This is a genomic window from Acinetobacter sp. P1332, assembly GCF_044057475.1.
Taxonomy (GTDB): domain Bacteria; phylum Pseudomonadota; class Gammaproteobacteria; order Pseudomonadales; family Moraxellaceae; genus Acinetobacter; species Acinetobacter johnsonii.
This window is the reverse complement of sequence record NZ_CP171157.1, coordinates 2,121,458-2,138,878: the sequence shown is the minus strand read 5'-3', so window position 1 is coordinate 2,138,878 and position 17,421 is coordinate 2,121,458. Positions and strand designations below refer to the sequence as shown.

The following is a 17,421-nucleotide window of genomic DNA, read 5'->3' as shown; positions in this document are numbered from 1 at the left end:
AGATGATCGGTGCGAAGAAACCCAAAAGAGGATCTAAGCGACCAAAGGTTAAAGGTGAAAAGGTACAGAGTGAGGGTGAGGTGATATTGGCGAATGCTCTGAGAGCTTTAAAGATTGAGTTTGAGCAGGAGTTTAAGTTTCACCCGACACGTAAATGGAGAGCTGATTTCCATTTGAAAGGCAAAAAGATATTGGTCGAAGTTGAAGGTGGGATCTGGAGTAATGGCAGGCATACAAGGGGTAAAGGGTATTTAGGAGACTTAGAGAAATATAACGCAGCAACAATGATGGGTTATCAGGTAATACGGTTTAGCACCGAGCAAGTGAAAAGCGGCAAAGCGATTGAGCAAATAGAGAAGATGGTGGGGGATTTGGGATGACGGCAGTTACGGCAGATAAATTTGAACAATTTGAATGGTTGACTCATGGCATTACTGCGAAGTCACCAAACTTTGAGCCACAAGCTCATGGCACTGGAGAGAAGCCTTTGAACTACGAAGATCGTTTAGGTGCCATTGCTACAATGGATACGCAGTTGGCGAAGTCGGTTACTTCATTAATTGTCTTTGATGGTAAGTGTGAAAGTGATTATGAATATGTGCGTATGCACCTAGTAAATATCATGCTTCAAAACGCCGTGGCTGATAAGAAGCGAGAGCCTGAGCAAATTACTATGAATCACTTGGCTTACTTAATTGCACGCATGGTTATAGATTTCTCTTTAGATCCCCAGCTTGAGAATAACTTCACTGCTCAAGGACGTTTGTACTATGCGGGGATTAATACCATGCAAATGAATGTTGATAATTATCGGATGACATGGAAGCAATACGAAAAGCTAATGGTCATGGCGATCGAGTCAGCAATTAATGAAGCATCAAAATCAATAGAGTTGTATAAGAAAAATACTTACAAAGAATTAAAGGCATAGGTATTTCGTTTTTGCGAAGACTAAGCTATAGTTTCACTATACTGGTCGTATTACGGTTTATCCGAGACCAAGCTTTAAAAGCTCATCAAACGATGGGCTTTTTTTGACATAGTTTGTTCATGAAAATAAGCAATAATGAATTTTTGTTTTGAGCTTTAACTGAAATGGCAATTCTAACTGTCAAGAAATTAGATGATACTCTTAGTGAATTAGTAGTTAACGGCAAAAAACCTGAAAAGATTTTGTTGGGTTATAAAGCGTATGGCGAGCTAATGAATGATCGTAGCTTTTTTGAGGAAGTAGCAGGGTCGGCAATGGATCCAAACAAACGAAAATATAAAAATATTAAAATTAAGGTTACCCAAGACGAATACCAGTTTGAAGTGAAGTGTTCAAAAGAATAGGTTTAAGCATCAAGGAACGCTCGCCAAATGGTGGGCTTTTTTTTATTCCTAAATAATTTGGAATAAAATGTGAATGAGATCTCAATATAAACCAAGTATATTAGTGGTATTAAGTTCTCCATGATAGTTAATATCAGTTTATACCTGCACCTTCCCCAAGTTGCAGGTTTTTTTTGCTTCATTTTTTATTCGATTAATGATTTAATTATTTTGTTGTAAATAAAAACAACGATTCCTTGTATCAGCGCAAATGACCAAGGGGAAAAGCCTTACAGAGATGTAGGGCTTTTTTATTGCTGTATACAAATTGCATGGGCTTTGATGGGCTTTTTAAACAACTAAGATGGTATAGTGACGCTCTCTTTTAAGTGCTCCTTTATATGCCTGAAATCTATAAATACATTTACACTCAGTTTAGTGTATTCGGTTCATTACCAACACATAAAGTTCTTATAAATATTACACATAACAAGACCAAATTAATTTTCGCTGATAATACTTTTGTTTATGGGGCTGTTTCTGATTGGGCATTAGGTCTATCCGGGCTTGATTCGAGAAAATCAATATGGTCAGAAGAACCCAAGTTGTTTTTAGAGGGTGAAAAGAGAAGATTGAGCCTCTATCGAGCATCTCATCCAGCATTTATAACTGAAGCAATTTTAGGGTAGGCTTAAGATATTTTGAATTTCGTTAATACTATAAGTGCTTATATTTCAAATAAAGTTTGCTTTGTGGTTGCTTAGGGCGTATAAAGCTAACTCGTTGATGCGGGATGGAGCAGTCTGGTAGCTCGTCGGGCTCATAACCCGAAGGTCGTTGGTTCAAATCCAGCTCCCGCTACCAACGAAAAAAGATTCAAAGTTTATAGCCTAGTCCCCGTGGATTAGGCTTTTTTTATGGCGGCTTGACTTTATTCGTAGTTGTTAAATTTTAATGCCGCCACCCAGATATTTACATACATCGAAGCCCTGTCAAATAATCGGGCTTTTTTGTTGCCTGAAATATGGCAATCATATCCTGTGAGTGTGCCAGCTTGCAGTACATGCCTTGAGTAAATGCCTAGATCATTTAGGCAATTCCAGCTAGGGCTTGGCAACCCGACCTTAAAGAGAACGAAAGCAAGTGAAATTGACCGTGCATGTAAGGTTGATGTGATTGTGAGTAGCGGTAGTTCAGTTGCCGAGCTGATTAATATCGAATTATAGGCAAGGGTGTGGCAGATCACCACATCCTTTTTTTATTGCCCTGAGAAATATTAGTGTAATCACACCAAGTTAAAATGGTTGATCATTGCTTGATTAGCTAGGAAGGGATCTTGTTTAGTTCGACGTTCGACAAAATTACTGACATTATTTTGGAAATAAATATCATAAATTTATGTTTTATAAGTAAAAGTAACTGACATTTCTTGCGACATGATTGCTTGATTGTCCAGGAGTAAAATCATGCTTAGATTACTGATGTGCTTATTCGGCCTGCATGGTGCGACTGAGATCGACTACACGGTTGATGATGAAGAAATCAAAGTGTGTCGGGATTGTTTGAAAGAAGTTAAGTGATATTTAAGAAATTGAGTGATTTATTCATCATAGTGAAACAATGGGATTATATTCTGTGAAAAATAAAGATGAATTAAAGAATTAGTAATAAAGCGCAAATTTAACCCGCTTACTTTGGGAGAGGTAAGCGGGTTTTTTATTGAGTAATTTACATTTCCTTTTTGCCGAACGGATTACGGCACATAAAACCCTGCTCAATATGCATTATTGGCGGGGTTTTTTCTTATTTCTAAAATATACATAACCTATAGCTTCATTATATGGGATGTAGGTAATTAGATATAAACTGAAGCTTAGAAAATATTTGTTAAAATATTGTGCTTGTTTAAATATTTTAATGTGTTATCAATCAACCTTTACATTATATATCGAGATTTTTATGAAAATCGCGGTCATTGGTGGGGTAGCTGCAGGTAAGGTTAGGGAAATTTTAGCTGTAGGGGGAGTTGCTGACGAAATAGAGTGGCAATGTGAATACGAAAAACCAGCCGCACCAATAATATTTAGCGCTGGGTTTCAGAAAGTTATTGCCAAGCCTGGAGTGGCTGAAATAGAAAAATATAGACTTAAGATTCTAGAAAGAAATGAAGAGTTAAGGCTTTTTTATGTTCTCGAATCTATGGAAGAAGATTTAATTAACACTCAGTTAGATGAATATTGGTGCAAATCAGATATCTTGGGGCATAAGAGGAAATTTGAATCTTTAGATGTTCTAGCTTGACTCGTAATGAGTTGCTGGTGATTGATAGCATCATGATTAACTTGAAAGATCGGGTTAAGAATATAAGAACAACCCTATGCAAAAATTAACTAATACTCCATCTTTGTATAATTCCTTACATATCTATCACTGTAAATTGTGAGAAATGTATTCTTTTAGTGTTGAAAATATTTCTAGTTGTGAGAGTATAAAAAAAGAACAATAAAGGGAGATAAGTATGACTTCACAAGATGTGCTTGTAATCTCGGTTTCGGCCTTTGTCCTTGCATTAACGATTTATGAGTTTGGGCAGATGTCGATGTTGTTTTAAGCAAACCACCTTCGGGTGGTTTTTTAATGGGCGCAATATATGAATGCAAACGACTACTTCTGGAAAACCAAAAAGCGCCCACCTAAAACGAAACCACGTTCTAAACCGTTACCAAAGGCTAAAGAAAAATACTTAGAAGCCGAAGAAACCCTATTTCAAGAGTTAGAAGAACACCTGATTGGCTATGAGCGTAAATTTCAATTTGAATCCACTAAAAACTGGCGATTTGATTTTTATATTGTGAAGTTACGACTTCTGATTGAAATAGCGGGTAGTCCTTGGGCTGTCGGGCGTGGTGGAAGAAAGATAGCGAATGCATTTAATAAATATGATTTGGCTGAAGATATGGGTTACAAGATTCAACGTTTTGAGCCACATGCAATTGAGTCGGGTAGTGTGATTCGTTGGATTAAGTCGCAGTTAGAGAGATTAGAAGATGGAACAGATCAGACCATTCCCACCGACGGATCTCATTGATCAGGCTGAGGAAGAAGAAGCAATTCGCCTTGCGCCCGCCGTGGAATTAAAAGAATGGGTGATTAAAAACTTTCTAACCATTGGTGGCCAGCTCCACAATCCAGATCATGACCATATTGCCGAGCTTCTACACGACGATGAAACCTTTTTAGCATTTGCTTGGGCATCATCTGCATGCCAGTCAAAAAAGCGTATGGTATTAGGCCAATGTGAAAAGGTGATGTTCAACCAAGGTGGATGGAAGAAAGCTCGGCAGGAACAGCAGATGCGGGACTGGTTTGGTTGTGTACCTGTTTATCTCATCACTATAGACGCATCATTCTGTGAACAAGCTTCAGATCATGATTTTTGTGCCCTGATAGAACATGAACTCTACCATATTGGCGTAGAACGTGATCAAGATGACGAGATCATTTACAGCGACAATACTGGCTTACCAAAGCATTACCTAGCTGGTCATGACGTTGAAGAGTTCTATGGTGTAGTCAAACGTTGGGGTGCAAACGAGAGTGTCAAGCGATTGGTCGAAATCACAAAGAATGCGCCGTTTGTATCTGATTTTAATGTGTCTGCGTGTTGTGGGAACTGTGTAATAGGTTAGTTTCAAATTTTTTTGCCCACTTACCTTGATGTACCTTGATGGATGGTGAGTTATGGCAAGGCTTAAAAAAGCAGAAAAAGTCTTTATTGTTCGGTCACTTGCGCAGTTTATGACACCTACTGAGGTGGTAGTGGCCATCAAGGAAAACTTTAAGATAGATGTTTCCCCGCAACAGGTGGAATCATATGACCCAACAAAGACTGCAGGTGCGGATCTATCGCAAGAGTTAGTGGATTTATTCCATGAAGCACGGAAGAAATATATTGATCAGCCGATCTACAACATCATCGGTGCAAACGACATTATTCAATTGCAAATCTTGAGTGACCTTTTGGTTTCCAAGAAAGGCAATGTGGTGATGTCGATTAAGCTGATTGATCAAATTCAGAAGATCGTGAAAGGCCACTACGAGCGCAAGTTGGAAATTACGGGCAAAGATGGTGGAGCGATTAAAACTGAAACAGAGCACAGCCAGCGCCCCGCTATGTATACCCCTGAGCAGCTTGCAGGGATGTCAGCACAAGAGCTATCTCGCTTAGCAATTAATGGCAAATTATGAGTTACGCAATTGAAGAAATAGCGCCCCTCATCAAAGAGTGGACGATTAGCACACGTTTGCCTGAAGTCATTGCTGAGATGACCAGACGATACTATTACCGAACTGTAATAGAGCAAAGCGAACTCAGTATTCAGGCTGAGATATACAAGTGCAAGAATGATCCAGCACATTGGTTTAATCATTGGGTGTGGACCTACGATCCAAGGGGGATGCCTTTTGGATTGCCGGCAAATATTCCGTTTGTACTTCGCCCTGGTCAAGTTGAATTGGTCGACTGGTTACTTGAGCGGGAAAGCACTCAAACTCATGGCCTCATTGAGAAGAGTCGTGATGAAGGTATGAGCTATGTTGTGCTGGGCTTCTACTTACATAGATGGTTATTTGTAGAGGGCTTTGCTGGCGGCGTGGGTAGTCGTAAAGAGGATCTGGTTGATAAGAAGGGCGATCCTAAAACCCTGTTGCATAAGTTCCGAGATATGTTCTCAAAACTTCCTGATTGGATGAAGCCGAAAAGTTTTGTCGAAAAGGTCCACGATAACTACATGCGTATTATCAATCCTGATAATGGCGCAACGGTTACGGGTGAGGCTGGAGACAACATTGGCCGTGGTGGGCGTACCACAATGTACTTTCTTGATGAATGGGCATTCGTAGAGCGTCAAGAAGCTGTAGATGCAGCTATATCGCAGAACACCAACGTTCATATCAAGGGATCAACGCCAAACGGTATCGGGGACAAGTTTCATCAAGATCGATTCAGCGGACGTTACGCCGTGTTTACGATGGCGTGGCGGGACAACCCAGATAAAAACTGGACTGTCTCACTCCATGGAAAGTTGATTCATCCGTGGTATGAAAAGCAAATTGCGACGCTTGACGACATTGTCTTAGCCCAAGAGGTTGATATTGATTATGCCGCTTCAGTTGAGGGTGTATTGATTCCATCGGCATGGGTTGAGGCTGCGGTAGATTTACACCTAAAACTCGATATACAGCCATCGGGTGAGCGTAATGGTGCACTTGATGTGGCAGATGAGGGTAAGGATAAAAACTCCTTTGCCTCACGTCATGGCATTGTTCTGCAGTATTTGGATACGTGGTCAGGCATCGGTGATGACATCTTTGGAACAACCCAAAAGGCAATCGATATTTGCTTAGAGCAAAAACTGAATTTGTTCTTTTACGATGCAGATGGCTTGGGAGCTGGTGTGCGCGGTGATGCCCGAGTCATTAATGAGCAAAACAGTGCTAAAGGAATTGATGAGATCCAAGCGGATCCGTTCAGGGGATCGGGCGCAGTTCATAACCCAGAGCTTGAGATGGTAGAGGCTCGGAAGAATATCGATTTCTTCGCAAACCTAAAAGCTCAAATGTGGTGGAGTTTGCGTATGCGCTTCCAGAATACGTACAGAGCACTACAAGGTATGCAATACGATCCTGATGCACTTATCTCACTGTCGACTGAAGATTTGGATAAGCGCGAACTAGAGCAACTCAAGCGTGAGTTATCACAGCCGACCTACAGTAAAAACGGTGCTGGCAAAATCCTCGTAAATAAGCAACCTGAAGGTGCTTTGTCACCTAACCGGGCTGATAGCGTCATGATCTGTTTTAGTGACACTAGAGAGCGTAAGCGGAAAAAACCAGCTGGTGCTGGAAGTCGTACATATCAATAGGAAAACACATGGCAAAGTCTAAAAAGGACAAAGCGTCAAAGAAGGCTTTGTCTAAAGGTGGTCTATACACTCAAGAAGCGATTTCTAACTTTTTCACACATTTTGGAAGACGTCCTGACAATGATGAGGTATTGCGTAAAGCGGGTATTACTCGTCATTGCTTATCTGTATTACTGGATGATGATGAGATTGCGCAGGCAGTAGAGACACGTATTGATGCGTTATTGGCTACGCCGTTCCGCATTGAGCCTAGTGATACACCAGAGGCAGTATATCTAAAAGCTGAGCTTGATGAGTGGTACTTCGAAATTGCATCAGCTGCACTAAATGCTTTGTTCTTTGGCTATTCAGTGCAAGAGGCTGTATACGAAGTAAAACAAGAGGGATATCTAGGATTGCAGTGGATTGGTGAAAAGCCAATGCAATGGTTTGAGCCTAAAAACGATGGGCGCTTGATCTATCGTCAAGACGGTGGTGGTACAGATCGGGAAGTTGATCAATTTTTAAAGTTTTTCCTCACCCGTCGTAAGGCCACATTTGAACAACCTTATGGCAAAGCATTACTGGCGACACTCTATTGGTTGTTTTTCTTTAAACAGAATGGATTTAAATTCTGGGCAAAGTTCTTGGAGCGTTTTGGTACTCCGATCTTACTGGGTAAGTGTAAAGACACTGAAACGGATGATATGAGCCAAGCATTACTCAATGCCCATGCACAAAGTGTACTTTCGATTGATATTGAGGATGATGTTCAAGTTCTATCAACTCAAGGCTCTGGTTCAGCTAACGGTGCTTTTGAGACATTCAACAAGACCTTGGCACAGCAGATCCAAAAGGTTGTATTGGGGCAGACACTCACTAGCCAGTCAGATGGGACTAGTGGTTATGCATTGGGTAAAGTTCACGAAAATGTTCGTGGCGACAAGCTCAAGTCTGATATTCGATTGGTTACTCCAACACTTCAAGCCGTCGTGGATGCGTTATGTGTGTTGAATGATTGGAAGCCGCATAAGGTTCTACTGGGTGAAAAAACGAAACCATTGAATAAAGAACAGGCCGAGCGGGATACTCATTTAAAGAATGCCGGTGCAAACCTTTCAGATTCATATTTCATTCGTGAGTACAACTTGCAAGATGGTGATTTAAAGCCAGCTGAGCAAGTGGTTCCAAGTACCCAATTCTCAGCACTACCTCGTCAAGCATTCAGCTTTAAGGCATCAGTTCAAAAGCAGTCACCTGAGCAGCAAGAGGTGGATGAACTGACCGATGCCCAAGATCAAATTGAGCTATTGACCAATGAGCAAATTAAACAGTTAGCAGCTGAATCTGAGACACCAGAGGCGCTGCTATTTAATTTGTCTCGATTAATACCTGGTGCGACACAGTCACAATTTGCAGCGAATTTGGATCAAGCTTTATATGCTGCAGATGTATTTGGGTATGCGACAGCAGCTAAGGGGAAATAGATGCAACCAGTCACGTTTCTTGAAGCGCTGCAGTATGCGCATAGTAAGAAAGTAGTGCTGCCTGATGAGTTTTATTCAATGGATCTTAAGACACGGCAAATGGCAACTACGGTTAGTTTTTTGTCGAGTCTTGAACAAGCTGAGTCAGTGATTAAGTCACTTAACAAAACCTTAGCATCGGGTGGCACCTTTAACGATTTTCAGAAGCTTGTAGCTGAGTCTGAAATCATTTTACCCAAGCATTACCTAGACAATGTATTTCGGACCAATATCCAAAGCGCATATGGTCATGGACGTTGGCAGCAACAGCAACGAAATAAAGATAAACGTCAGTATCTGATGTATTCGGCTATCAATGACTCACGTGTACGTCCTGCACATTTGGCATTGAATCGAATTGTATTGCCGATTGATCATCCATTTTGGCTAACGCACTACCCACCGTTAGGTTTTCGTTGTCGTTGTACCGTCATCGCCCTCACAGAGAAACAGGCGCTTAAATACGGCATTACACCAGATGACAAGTTGCCCGAAGTTGCAGAAGCATTGGACTGGAGTTCACATCCTTTGCAATTTGGAGAGTTTGAGGCATTGGTGGATCAGAAGATTTCTAAATCATTACTTGATAAGGAATATCTACTGGAGCAGAAAGAGGCAATTAAGGCTGAATGGACTGCATCTAAAAAGCTGACCAGTCTTTTAGCCCCGATGAATGATAAGTCGAGAGATCTATTCAACACGGTGGCCAATAAAGTTATTCCTTTAGATCCATCCATTAGACCAAGTGCGATTAAGACTTTCTTGGATTACGTGCAGGGAAATGATGCAGCAATCACGAACTACCTAAATGCGTCTGTGAGCTCGAAAGCGGACGATGTTTTAAAGCATTGGCTCAGACAGGACATGCAAGCCTTAAACGCCGTGGCGAGTAATTCAGCTGCAATCGTGACAGGCGGTGTGACCTTGCAGCATGTAGTCGCTTATGAGGTTGGACAAACGATTCAATTTAATTCGCCATTACTGTTAGCTGAGAATGCTTCCGATGTGGTATTGCAAATTGAGAATGCGAAAGGCTTAGGCATTGATCTAAACGAATTGAATGCCGGTCATGGCGTATTAATGCCAATGGGCTTGTCATTTGAAGTGGTTTCGATTGAAGCGCTGAATGGCAAGATGATTTACACACTTAAAGCATTGGTGAATTAGATGAAGCTTATTTTAAAAAATGGAATGAGTGTCTTATATAAAAATGGCATGTCATTAACCGGAATGAACATCGATTCAATTGTCGCGGAATCTAAAGAAGATCGGGCAGAACTTCGAATGCTTTTAACGAGTGCATTAAAAGTAGATGAGCGTGGTTGTCATGCATTAGGTCAAGACTTTGGCTCAAATGCTTTAAGTCAAAGTTCAGATGTATCAAATGGAAGTCGAGCGTTAGGTAATAAGGAATCTAAAGGTGCCGGCCTAAAATTCAACTATCCATTAGAAGATACACTACAAATCATTGACACATTGGCCGCTGTATTGAATATCAATGGATGCTCTGATGTAAAAGATACAGCTTCTGAAAAACTCAATCTGTTAATTCAAAGTATTTAAGTAATCACAATCATTCAAGACTACCTTTTAAGGTGGTTTTTTTATGGAGCATGAAAAATGCCTGAACTTAATGAAGAACAAGGCAAGTACCTATTCTCACTATCCGCCGTGGACATTGTTCCTCAGGTTGAAGGGGATAAGAAACGAACCTTTAAAGGCACAGCTTACGGTGGTGGTCGTGTAGATGGTCACTGGTTTTGGGGTCGAAATGGTGTTGTTTTTGATCTTGAAGGAATTGAGATTCCAACCCCCACACCTTTACTAGAAGAGCACTTCAGCACCAGTCGTGTTGGTGTGGTGAAAGAAGTCGGTATCAATCAAAACATCACAGTGACTGGCGACTTTCTCCGCAATGCGAAAGCACGTGAAGTTGTGGATGACGCAGATGATGGCTATCCGTTTCAAATGTCCATGTTCATTGATCCTGGTTCTGTAGAGGAGGTGGGGCAAGGGGTGAGCGTTGTCGTAAATGGACAGACATTCACTGGACCAGTCGCAGTATTCCGAAATAACCGTATCCGTGAATTTACGATCTGCTCTACAGGTGCGGATCGAACAACGTCGGTAAATGCATTCTCAGCAAAACCCGGTACAACAAATCAACCTACAGAGGACACAGACGTGACCGAATTAGAAAAGGCGCAAGCCGCACAGAAACAGGCTGAACAAGAGCGCGATGATGCTTTAGCTGACCTTAAAAAGTTCAAAGCTGATAAGCGTGAAGGGGACATCAAAGCACTTGAGACAGCTTTAAATAAGCAGTTTAGCGCTGAAGAAAAGACGTCTTATACCAATATGGATGACACTTCGTTTGCATTCATGTCTCAGCAATTAACGCAATTCTCAGCAGGTAATCAGCCACCAGCTGGTCAACAACAGCAGCAACAAGTTCCATCACATCTTGCCCACTTGTTCAGTCACCAAGCTACAGGTGGTCAGGGTGGGCAAGGTCAAGGTGGTAATCAAGGTGCTGGTGATAAACATAAATTCACAGCTGGTGCACAAGCATTCGCAGAACAAAAGGGGAAATAATTCATGGTTACTCACTATGTACCGCCTATCTCAGTCACATCAAAACGACTAATTCTGGATAATGAAAAGTTACGTCGTGCTAATGCAAAAGTAACGACTGCCACAGCATATAAATATGGCGACCTGTTAACGCTATCAGATACCAATGTACTGGCTCATGCCACTGATGAAAAAACATGGGATGTGATTTGTGGTCAGGATGTTACTGCAGCAGAAGCAACAATCAAAGCAGCTGATGGAATCGAAATTCCAGTGTATTACGGTGGTGTATTTAACGTTGAAGCAGTATCACTTGGTGGCACTTTACTCACCACAGTTCAATACGCTGCAGCACGCGCCAAAGCAACCAAAAACAAAATCGAACTTTCTAAGGTGTAAATGACATGCCACAAGCTTTTAATATTGAAGGTACCCCACTAGAACTGCTTGATGTGGGTGAGTTAGCACTAATCCACTCAAACTATCGCCCGATGGATACTTGGCTATTAGACCAACTATTTCCAAATCGTCCATTATTCACACGTGATGATGTACCTTTGGCTGAATTGTCAGCTGAACATGATCTAGCACCACTGGTTTCACCACAACAACCCGGTAAGCCATTTGATACCACTCAATCGGGTGAAGTACGCCATGTGAAACCGGCCTACTACAAGCCAAAAAATCAGGTTAGTCCGGCCGATACATTTGAAATCTCATTACTTGAGCGTTTACGCACCGCTGGCATTATCTCAACTGGAAATCAGCAATTGTCTCTACAAGAGCAGATGGTTATTTCCCAAATTGCGGTGATGAAACGCAACCATGATGCCATTGATAACTCAGTCCTAATGATGGCGATTGATCTTCTGAAAAATGGTAAATATGTCCTTCATTCAGATGACTATGAGTACAACTTAGTTGATTATCGCCGTGATGCCTCTCTGACATATACGCCGTTGACTAAGTGGAACGAAGCGGGTGCTAAACCAGTTTTAGATATCCGCACTATGCTTGAGCGTCAATTGGCAGCTGATGGCGGTGAAGCCAAAAAAGCAATCATGTCTGGCTTGGTATGGGCTGCATTATGGAATAACGAAGAATTCAAGAAAGAATTCATCACGCCGTACGCTGGTATTTCTGTTCCTGTTACACCAAGCTTTGGTGTCAAAGAGTCAGCAACTCTCAAAGGGACATTTGATGGAATCGAGTTCTGGGTATATGACGCAACTTACCGTAACAAAGGTCAGGTGAAGCGCTTTATTCCAAAAGATTACTTCTCTTTGATTTCTGATACTAACGGCTCAGTGGCACATTGTAAGATCAAAAATATGTTGGCCAACGGTGTTGCTCAGCAATACTTTGACCGTCAATGGTACTGTGAAGATCCAAGCGGCATCATGTTGATGACAGAATCTGCTCCATTGGTCGTGCCTTCTAATAAAAATGGTGTAGTCGGTGGTACCGGCTTTATCACCCTATAAGGAGTAAGACATGCCGAAGTACATCGCAAAACAATCCATCGGGCATTTTATGCCAGGTGATGAAATCAAAGGGCTTGAAGATAAACAACTTCAGGCCCTTTTAGCATCTGGAGCTATTGAAGAAGAAAAAGCTCCAGAACAACCTAAGGCGGATGGTGCCGCTGCCCAGCTTGCAAGCCTTACTGCAGAAGTGGCAGAACTTAAAGCAAATGAGGCAATCCTTATTGAGGGTAAGGATAAAGCCGATGCAGAAGTGGCAGAGCTTCAAAAGAAAGTTGAAGGCTTGGAAAAATCACTAGCCACATCAGAAGCCGCTTTAAAGAAAGCCACTGCCGAAGCCAAGAAAGCACCGCCAGCTGATAAGTAAGGTGACCTATGTACGCGACTCGAAATGACTTAGAGGCGCGTTTTGGTGAAGGTGAGCTTCAACAATTGGAATCAATGCAAACTGTAGGCAATTCGATTGAAGAAGCCTTACAGGATGCATCTGAGGAAATCGACAGTTATATCGCTGTTCGATATGTCCTGCCTTTGCCAAATACGCCCAGTACGTTGAAACGGATTGCGTGCAACATTGCGCGCTACCGGCTTTATTTTCAGCAGCCAATTGAGGAGGTTGAAAACCGCTATAAGGCGGAAATTGACTTCTTGAAACGGGTTGCTGATGGTAAAGCAACATTGAATATCCTAAACCCTCAAAATGAAGTCACAGAAGAGAAGCCCGCAAGAACGCCAGCCACAATGCCAATCGGTACTACATATCGTGGCGGTGTTTTTGGTGACGATATCTTAAATATGATGCCTAGCATCAAGTGAGGCTGATATGTCAGGCGTACCAATTACGATTGAAGCGGATGGCGAATCTGCTGTGATGCAGGCTCTGGAGCGCTTATCTAATTTTGATCAAACCAAGCCAAAACTATTCGATGCGATTGGCCAAACGGTTGTAAGCAATATCCGCAGTCGTTGGATGAATGGCGAAGGACTTGAAGGTAAATGGCGCTTATCAGGCCGAGTTAGGCGCAAAGGTGGAACGACTTTGCGTGATACATCTCGTCTTATGAATTCCATGACTCACAATGCTCTATCCAGTGGTGTGGAAATCGGTACTGATGTTGAATACGCGGCTATTCATCACTTCGGTGGGGAAATTAAGTATGAAGCACACATGCGTCGCACCTACTTTCGTCAGGATCAGCGCACAGGTTTGGTAGGAAATAAGTTTGTTCGTAAAGCTCGATCTAACTTCATGCAGGAAACCCAAGGGAAAGCGTACAAAGTAAACATGCCTCGTCGTCCATTCTTGGGATTGACTGAAACAGATGAGCAGGAGGTAATGGATCTAATTGTGGAGCATTTGACCGATGAGTAATGAAGATAACTTCTTTGCTGTACGTGGTGAGATTGCTGAAAAGCTAACTGAAATTGCAGATTTTAAAAAAATCTATACACCAGCCAATTCCGCCAAAATTACGGAGCTTTCTCAGGTTACGCCAAACGCCCAAGTCTATTACCGCCGTATTCGCAAATCTGATGAAGCTGTGCGATCGTCAGTAAATATGCTTACTCAACAGTGGGAAGTCACGATTTGCGAACGTCATGCAGCATCACAACTCAGTGATGGGTCTGCGGTGCTGGATCGAGTGGGTTTGCTGACGATAAAAGTTTTAAAACTTTTATCCGGTTGGCAACCTGCATCCAGTAAGCGTCCCTTAGAAATGGTGGCGGTAGAAGAGGACTATTCACCAACGTGTGTGTACATCACATTGGTGTTTGAATCAAAAATGTTTGTTTAGGAAATCATATGCAGAAGCAATACAAAGCCCGGCAATCTGTCGGGCGATTTCATTCAGGGGATATCGTCGGTGGTTTAAGCGAATCTCAAATTCAAGATTTATTACAGCGCGGTGTAATTGAGTTGGCTGAGCCTGCCTCAAAACAGAAGCCTGTACTAGCCAAAAAAGAAGAGGTGAAAACCGATGGCGAATAAACCAGATTTAATCTCGCTCCAAGGTGAGTTGTTTTTAGCAAAAATGATTAATAGTCAGCCTGCTGCACTATTATCGATTGGCAACACGCCAGAGCTCCAGCTTCAGATCACTTCCGAATCAACAGATCACTATGAATCTAAAACAGGTCTGCGTGCAAAGGATGCAGTACTGCGTAAGCAAACCGGTGTATCGGTTAGCGGAACTTTGGAAGAGGTCACCAAAGAAAACCTAGCTATGGTACTCAGTGGTAAAACACTAGAAATCCCAGAAGCAACAATTCCTGAAACAACATTAGGTGCAGTTAAAGCTGGTGAAATGATTGATCTAGGGACCCGCAACTTATCCGATGTTGCATTTAAGGGGCCAGCAGATGCGGCAATTACTGCAGATAAATATACTTTAGATGCCGTGTTTGGAACGGTCATCTTTAATGAACCCATTACTGATGTGAAATGGTCAGGTAAATCTGGAGCTATTACACGCACAACCATCGCTACCAATCTAGGCGAGGAATATCGCTTCTTCTTCAAGGGGGTCGATACATACCAGGGCGATAAAGTTGCAGTGACACTATGGCGCCTAGAATTATCTCCTGAAACGGAATTTGACCTAATTCATGAAGACTTTGCGAGTTATAGCTTTGAAGGTGAGTGTCTAGCAGATATCTCTAAGGCGAACGATGCTGAATTAAGTATCTTTGGTCATATTGAGCGCTTCTCAGTAGCAGCATAAACCCATTAGGCACAAAGAACCTTAGACGCATTAGCGTCTTTTTTTGTGCCTATTCTTTTGAGATTCCATCATGAATGAATTTTTCTTAGCAAATAATCGAAGTGTAGTAATTGGAAATACCACCATTCATCAATTGAAAATGCATAACATTGATGAGTGGGCACCACATGCTTCAATAATTAAATCCTTTCTAAAAACTCATTCAGATGAAATTTATAAATCACTATTAAAAGCGCATACAGTTGAAGTAATGACTTTGTTGGGTAAATCCACACTGAAAACTGAAAATGAGCTGATTTTGATGGCTGAGGCTTCAGAATCAACATTCTTATCTTTGATTGAAGCAGTTATCAAAGTGAATGACGCTTATTTTGCGGAGAAAGAATCAGGGCGAAAACGCTCAAGAAAAGTCAAAGAGCTGGATCAACCGAGTTGGTTTGAAACTTTCCAATACTTAATTGAGGCTGGTCATCATCATGAAGATATCATGCAAATGAGCTATGGATCTTTTATTGGTTACCTTAAAGCAGCTCAAAAGCAACGATCACAAAACCTCTTAACAAGCACAAATCTAATGCGTGCAGCTCAGCATGCAAAAGATAAAGCTTATGCGAAATTGACTGATGATTTAAGGCCAGTCGATGATTGAGTTGTGATGTGAAATTGATCACGTTATTATTCGGCAAGTGCTTTATAAATTTGGATAAATAATGAAAAAATTACTTGCTGGGTTGTTATTGGTCGCATCATTCTCAGTTGTGGCCGCAGAAACACGTAGCTTCCGTGTAGGTGGTGACATTGTTCAAGTTGGTGATTCAATTGGAGCATTAATTTCTAAAGCTGGTAAGCCTATTCACCAACAATCTTATACAGTTGATACTGGCAACAATACTACGATCTCTGTGACAGATTACATTTATGAAGTTGGAAACGAGATTTATACCGTAACCGTTCGTGAAGGTCGCATATCTAAAATTACTTGGGAACGTCGTTGAGGATTAAAAATGAAATACGGATTGATTGGGGTTATTGTTATTATTGTTGGTCTTTTTTATTTTATGCATAAAAGCAACAAGGAAGATGCTGCAAGGGTTGCAGCAAGCGGTCAAGCCTACACAGAGCAACAGAATAAAACAGTCAAGGTTGTTGAGCTACAGAAAAGTCTACCCGACTTAAGGGAGTCAGATGCCCTTAAATTAATTGAATCACCCAAGATGAGCCCCGAGGATGTAAGCTTCTATACTGGTTTAAGCGCAAAATGGAATGACGCTCTGAAAGTTGCTGGAGCTACACCAAGGATTGATCTATCTAGCCCAGTTCAGGAACTGCAGAAATTGAAAAGGGATCTCGATGCGCGCCAACCAAAAACAGTTTGTGAGGACATGATGAGAAGCAACTTATTAAATTCCTATAACTACACCATAGATGGTTTTTTGGAGTTTATGAAACAAAATGAGACTGAGTCTGGTGTAAACACAAGGCTTAGCTCTTCATCTATGAGTGATGCAACTTTTCTCCTGGATTACTGTAAGCCATCATAAACTGTAAGTTAAAAGCACCTTGTGGTGCTTTTTTATCAAGGTAAAATTAATGAGCAATTCTAAAATTGATGTGAATGCTATCGAGAACTACACATCTGAGTCATACCCTCAGTTATTTAAGCAGGTTGGTGCACAGGGCCTAGTTGAAATACAAAAACATGATCGAGATTCAGCCGAGCTTGTTTCAAAACTCCCCGAGTGTGATTTAGTTGAGTATGTCGGACACTCAAACACGAAAAGCAATTACCCAGATCAAATAGCATCATTTGTTGATTGTAAAAATGGCAAGCGATTTTATGTTGTGAATCGAATAATTCAAAAATGATTTAAATAAGCACTTCAAACCCACCAATTGG

26 protein-coding genes and 1 tRNA gene are annotated in these 17,421 nt (G+C 41.5%); all 27 read left to right on the top strand.

Annotation, left to right across the window (positions count from 1 at the left end; genetic code table 11):
* Nucleotides 1-2 precede the first annotated feature (2 nt).
* The 27 genes from ACFN7Z_RS10485 (at nt 3) to ACFN7Z_RS10355 (ending at nt 17,390) form a co-directional block, all read left to right on the top strand.
* Nucleotides 3-380 (top strand): DUF559 domain-containing protein, encoded by a 378-nt coding sequence (locus tag ACFN7Z_RS10485; RefSeq protein WP_159151763.1) that lies wholly within the window; start codon nt 3-5, stop codon nt 378-380.
* Nucleotides 377-931, top strand: a complete 555-nt coding sequence (locus tag ACFN7Z_RS10480) for a hypothetical protein (protein WP_159151748.1) — start codon at nt 377-379, stop codon at nt 929-931. The genes ACFN7Z_RS10485 and ACFN7Z_RS10480 overlap by 4 nt, the downstream gene beginning before the upstream one ends.
* 164 nt (nt 932-1,095) lie before the next feature.
* Complete coding sequence (locus ACFN7Z_RS10475) at nt 1,096-1,335, top strand: hypothetical protein (RefSeq protein WP_004693409.1); 240 nt, start codon at nt 1,096-1,098, stop codon at nt 1,333-1,335.
* 380 nt (nt 1,336-1,715) lie between these two features.
* Nucleotides 1,716-2,003 (top strand): hypothetical protein, encoded by a 288-nt coding sequence (locus ACFN7Z_RS10470; protein ID WP_078425834.1) that lies wholly within the window; start codon nt 1,716-1,718, stop codon nt 2,001-2,003.
* A gap of 98 nt (nt 2,004-2,101) precedes the next feature.
* A tRNA-Met gene (locus tag ACFN7Z_RS10465) sits at nt 2,102-2,178 on the top strand.
* Between the two features lie 212 nt (nt 2,179-2,390).
* A complete protein-coding gene (locus ACFN7Z_RS10460; RefSeq protein ID WP_159151747.1) occupies nt 2,391-2,540 on the top strand; it encodes a hypothetical protein in 150 nt (49 codons plus the stop codon).
* A 733-nt stretch (nt 2,541-3,273) separates the two neighbouring features.
* Complete coding sequence (locus ACFN7Z_RS10455; RefSeq protein WP_159151746.1) at nt 3,274-3,615, top strand: hypothetical protein; 342 nt, start codon at nt 3,274-3,276, stop codon at nt 3,613-3,615.
* A 349-nt stretch (nt 3,616-3,964) separates the two neighbouring features.
* A complete protein-coding gene (locus ACFN7Z_RS10450) occupies nt 3,965-4,402 on the top strand; it encodes a hypothetical protein (protein WP_159151745.1) in 438 nt (145 codons plus the stop codon).
* A complete protein-coding gene (locus ACFN7Z_RS10445) occupies nt 4,362-5,003 on the top strand; it encodes a putative metallopeptidase (protein ID WP_159151744.1) in 642 nt (213 codons plus the stop codon). Before ACFN7Z_RS10450 ends, ACFN7Z_RS10445 begins: the two co-directional genes overlap by 41 nt.
* Before the next feature lie 52 nt (nt 5,004-5,055).
* Nucleotides 5,056-5,562: a DUF2280 domain-containing protein gene (locus ACFN7Z_RS10440; protein ID WP_004693735.1), complete on the top strand. Its 507-nt coding sequence runs from the start codon at nt 5,056-5,058 to the stop codon at nt 5,560-5,562.
* Entirely contained in the window at nt 5,559-7,238 is a 1,680-nt protein-coding gene (locus tag ACFN7Z_RS10435) for a terminase (protein WP_159151743.1), read from the top strand. Before ACFN7Z_RS10440 ends, ACFN7Z_RS10435 begins: the two co-directional genes overlap by 4 nt.
* A gap of 8 nt (nt 7,239-7,246) precedes the next feature.
* A complete protein-coding gene (locus tag ACFN7Z_RS10430; protein WP_159151742.1) occupies nt 7,247-8,704 on the top strand; it encodes a DUF935 family protein in 1,458 nt (485 codons plus the stop codon).
* Entirely contained in the window at nt 8,705-9,910 is a 1,206-nt protein-coding gene (locus tag ACFN7Z_RS10425; RefSeq protein WP_159151741.1) for a phage minor head protein, read from the top strand.
* Nucleotides 9,911-10,306 (top strand): hypothetical protein, encoded by a 396-nt coding sequence (locus ACFN7Z_RS10420; protein WP_159151740.1) that lies wholly within the window; start codon nt 9,911-9,913, stop codon nt 10,304-10,306.
* Nucleotides 10,307-10,363: 57 nt separating this feature from the next.
* Nucleotides 10,364-11,338, top strand: a complete 975-nt coding sequence (locus tag ACFN7Z_RS10415; protein WP_159151739.1) for a hypothetical protein — start codon at nt 10,364-10,366, stop codon at nt 11,336-11,338.
* A gap of 3 nt (nt 11,339-11,341) precedes the next feature.
* Nucleotides 11,342-11,716 (top strand): hypothetical protein, encoded by a 375-nt coding sequence (locus ACFN7Z_RS10410; RefSeq protein ID WP_159151738.1) that lies wholly within the window; start codon nt 11,342-11,344, stop codon nt 11,714-11,716.
* Between the two features lie 5 nt (nt 11,717-11,721).
* A complete protein-coding gene (locus tag ACFN7Z_RS10405; protein WP_159151737.1) occupies nt 11,722-12,801 on the top strand; it encodes a major capsid protein in 1,080 nt (359 codons plus the stop codon).
* 10 nt (nt 12,802-12,811) lie between these two features.
* The gene (locus tag ACFN7Z_RS10400) at nt 12,812-13,168 is read left to right on the top strand and encodes a hypothetical protein (protein WP_159151736.1); all 357 of its coding nucleotides are present in this window, start codon (nt 12,812-12,814) and stop codon (nt 13,166-13,168) included.
* 8 nt (nt 13,169-13,176) lie between these two features.
* The gene (locus ACFN7Z_RS10395; protein ID WP_159151735.1) at nt 13,177-13,617 is read left to right on the top strand and encodes a gp436 family protein; all 441 of its coding nucleotides are present in this window, start codon (nt 13,177-13,179) and stop codon (nt 13,615-13,617) included.
* A gap of 7 nt (nt 13,618-13,624) precedes the next feature.
* Entirely contained in the window at nt 13,625-14,173 is a 549-nt protein-coding gene (locus tag ACFN7Z_RS10390; RefSeq protein ID WP_159151734.1) for a phage virion morphogenesis protein, read from the top strand.
* The gene (locus tag ACFN7Z_RS10385; RefSeq protein WP_159151733.1) at nt 14,166-14,597 is read left to right on the top strand and encodes a hypothetical protein; all 432 of its coding nucleotides are present in this window, start codon (nt 14,166-14,168) and stop codon (nt 14,595-14,597) included. The genes ACFN7Z_RS10390 and ACFN7Z_RS10385 overlap by 8 nt, the downstream gene beginning before the upstream one ends.
* 8 nt (nt 14,598-14,605) lie before the next feature.
* On the top strand, nt 14,606-14,791 hold the full coding sequence (locus ACFN7Z_RS10380; protein ID WP_159151732.1) for a hypothetical protein: 186 nt from the start codon (nt 14,606-14,608) through the stop codon (nt 14,789-14,791).
* Nucleotides 14,781-15,524, top strand: coding sequence for a hypothetical protein (locus tag ACFN7Z_RS10375; protein WP_159151731.1), 744 nt, complete (start codon nt 14,781-14,783; stop codon nt 15,522-15,524). The genes ACFN7Z_RS10380 and ACFN7Z_RS10375 overlap by 11 nt, the downstream gene beginning before the upstream one ends.
* 70 nt (nt 15,525-15,594) lie before the next feature.
* Complete coding sequence (locus ACFN7Z_RS10370) at nt 15,595-16,173, top strand: hypothetical protein (RefSeq protein ID WP_159151730.1); 579 nt, start codon at nt 15,595-15,597, stop codon at nt 16,171-16,173.
* A gap of 61 nt (nt 16,174-16,234) precedes the next feature.
* On the top strand, nt 16,235-16,519 hold the full coding sequence (locus tag ACFN7Z_RS10365) for a DUF2845 domain-containing protein (protein WP_159151729.1): 285 nt from the start codon (nt 16,235-16,237) through the stop codon (nt 16,517-16,519).
* A gap of 9 nt (nt 16,520-16,528) precedes the next feature.
* Nucleotides 16,529-17,065, top strand: a complete 537-nt coding sequence (locus ACFN7Z_RS10360; RefSeq protein WP_159151728.1) for a hypothetical protein — start codon at nt 16,529-16,531, stop codon at nt 17,063-17,065.
* A gap of 49 nt (nt 17,066-17,114) precedes the next feature.
* The gene (locus ACFN7Z_RS10355) at nt 17,115-17,390 is read left to right on the top strand and encodes a hypothetical protein (protein WP_159151727.1); all 276 of its coding nucleotides are present in this window, start codon (nt 17,115-17,117) and stop codon (nt 17,388-17,390) included.
* Nucleotides 17,391-17,421: the final 31 nt, after the last annotated feature.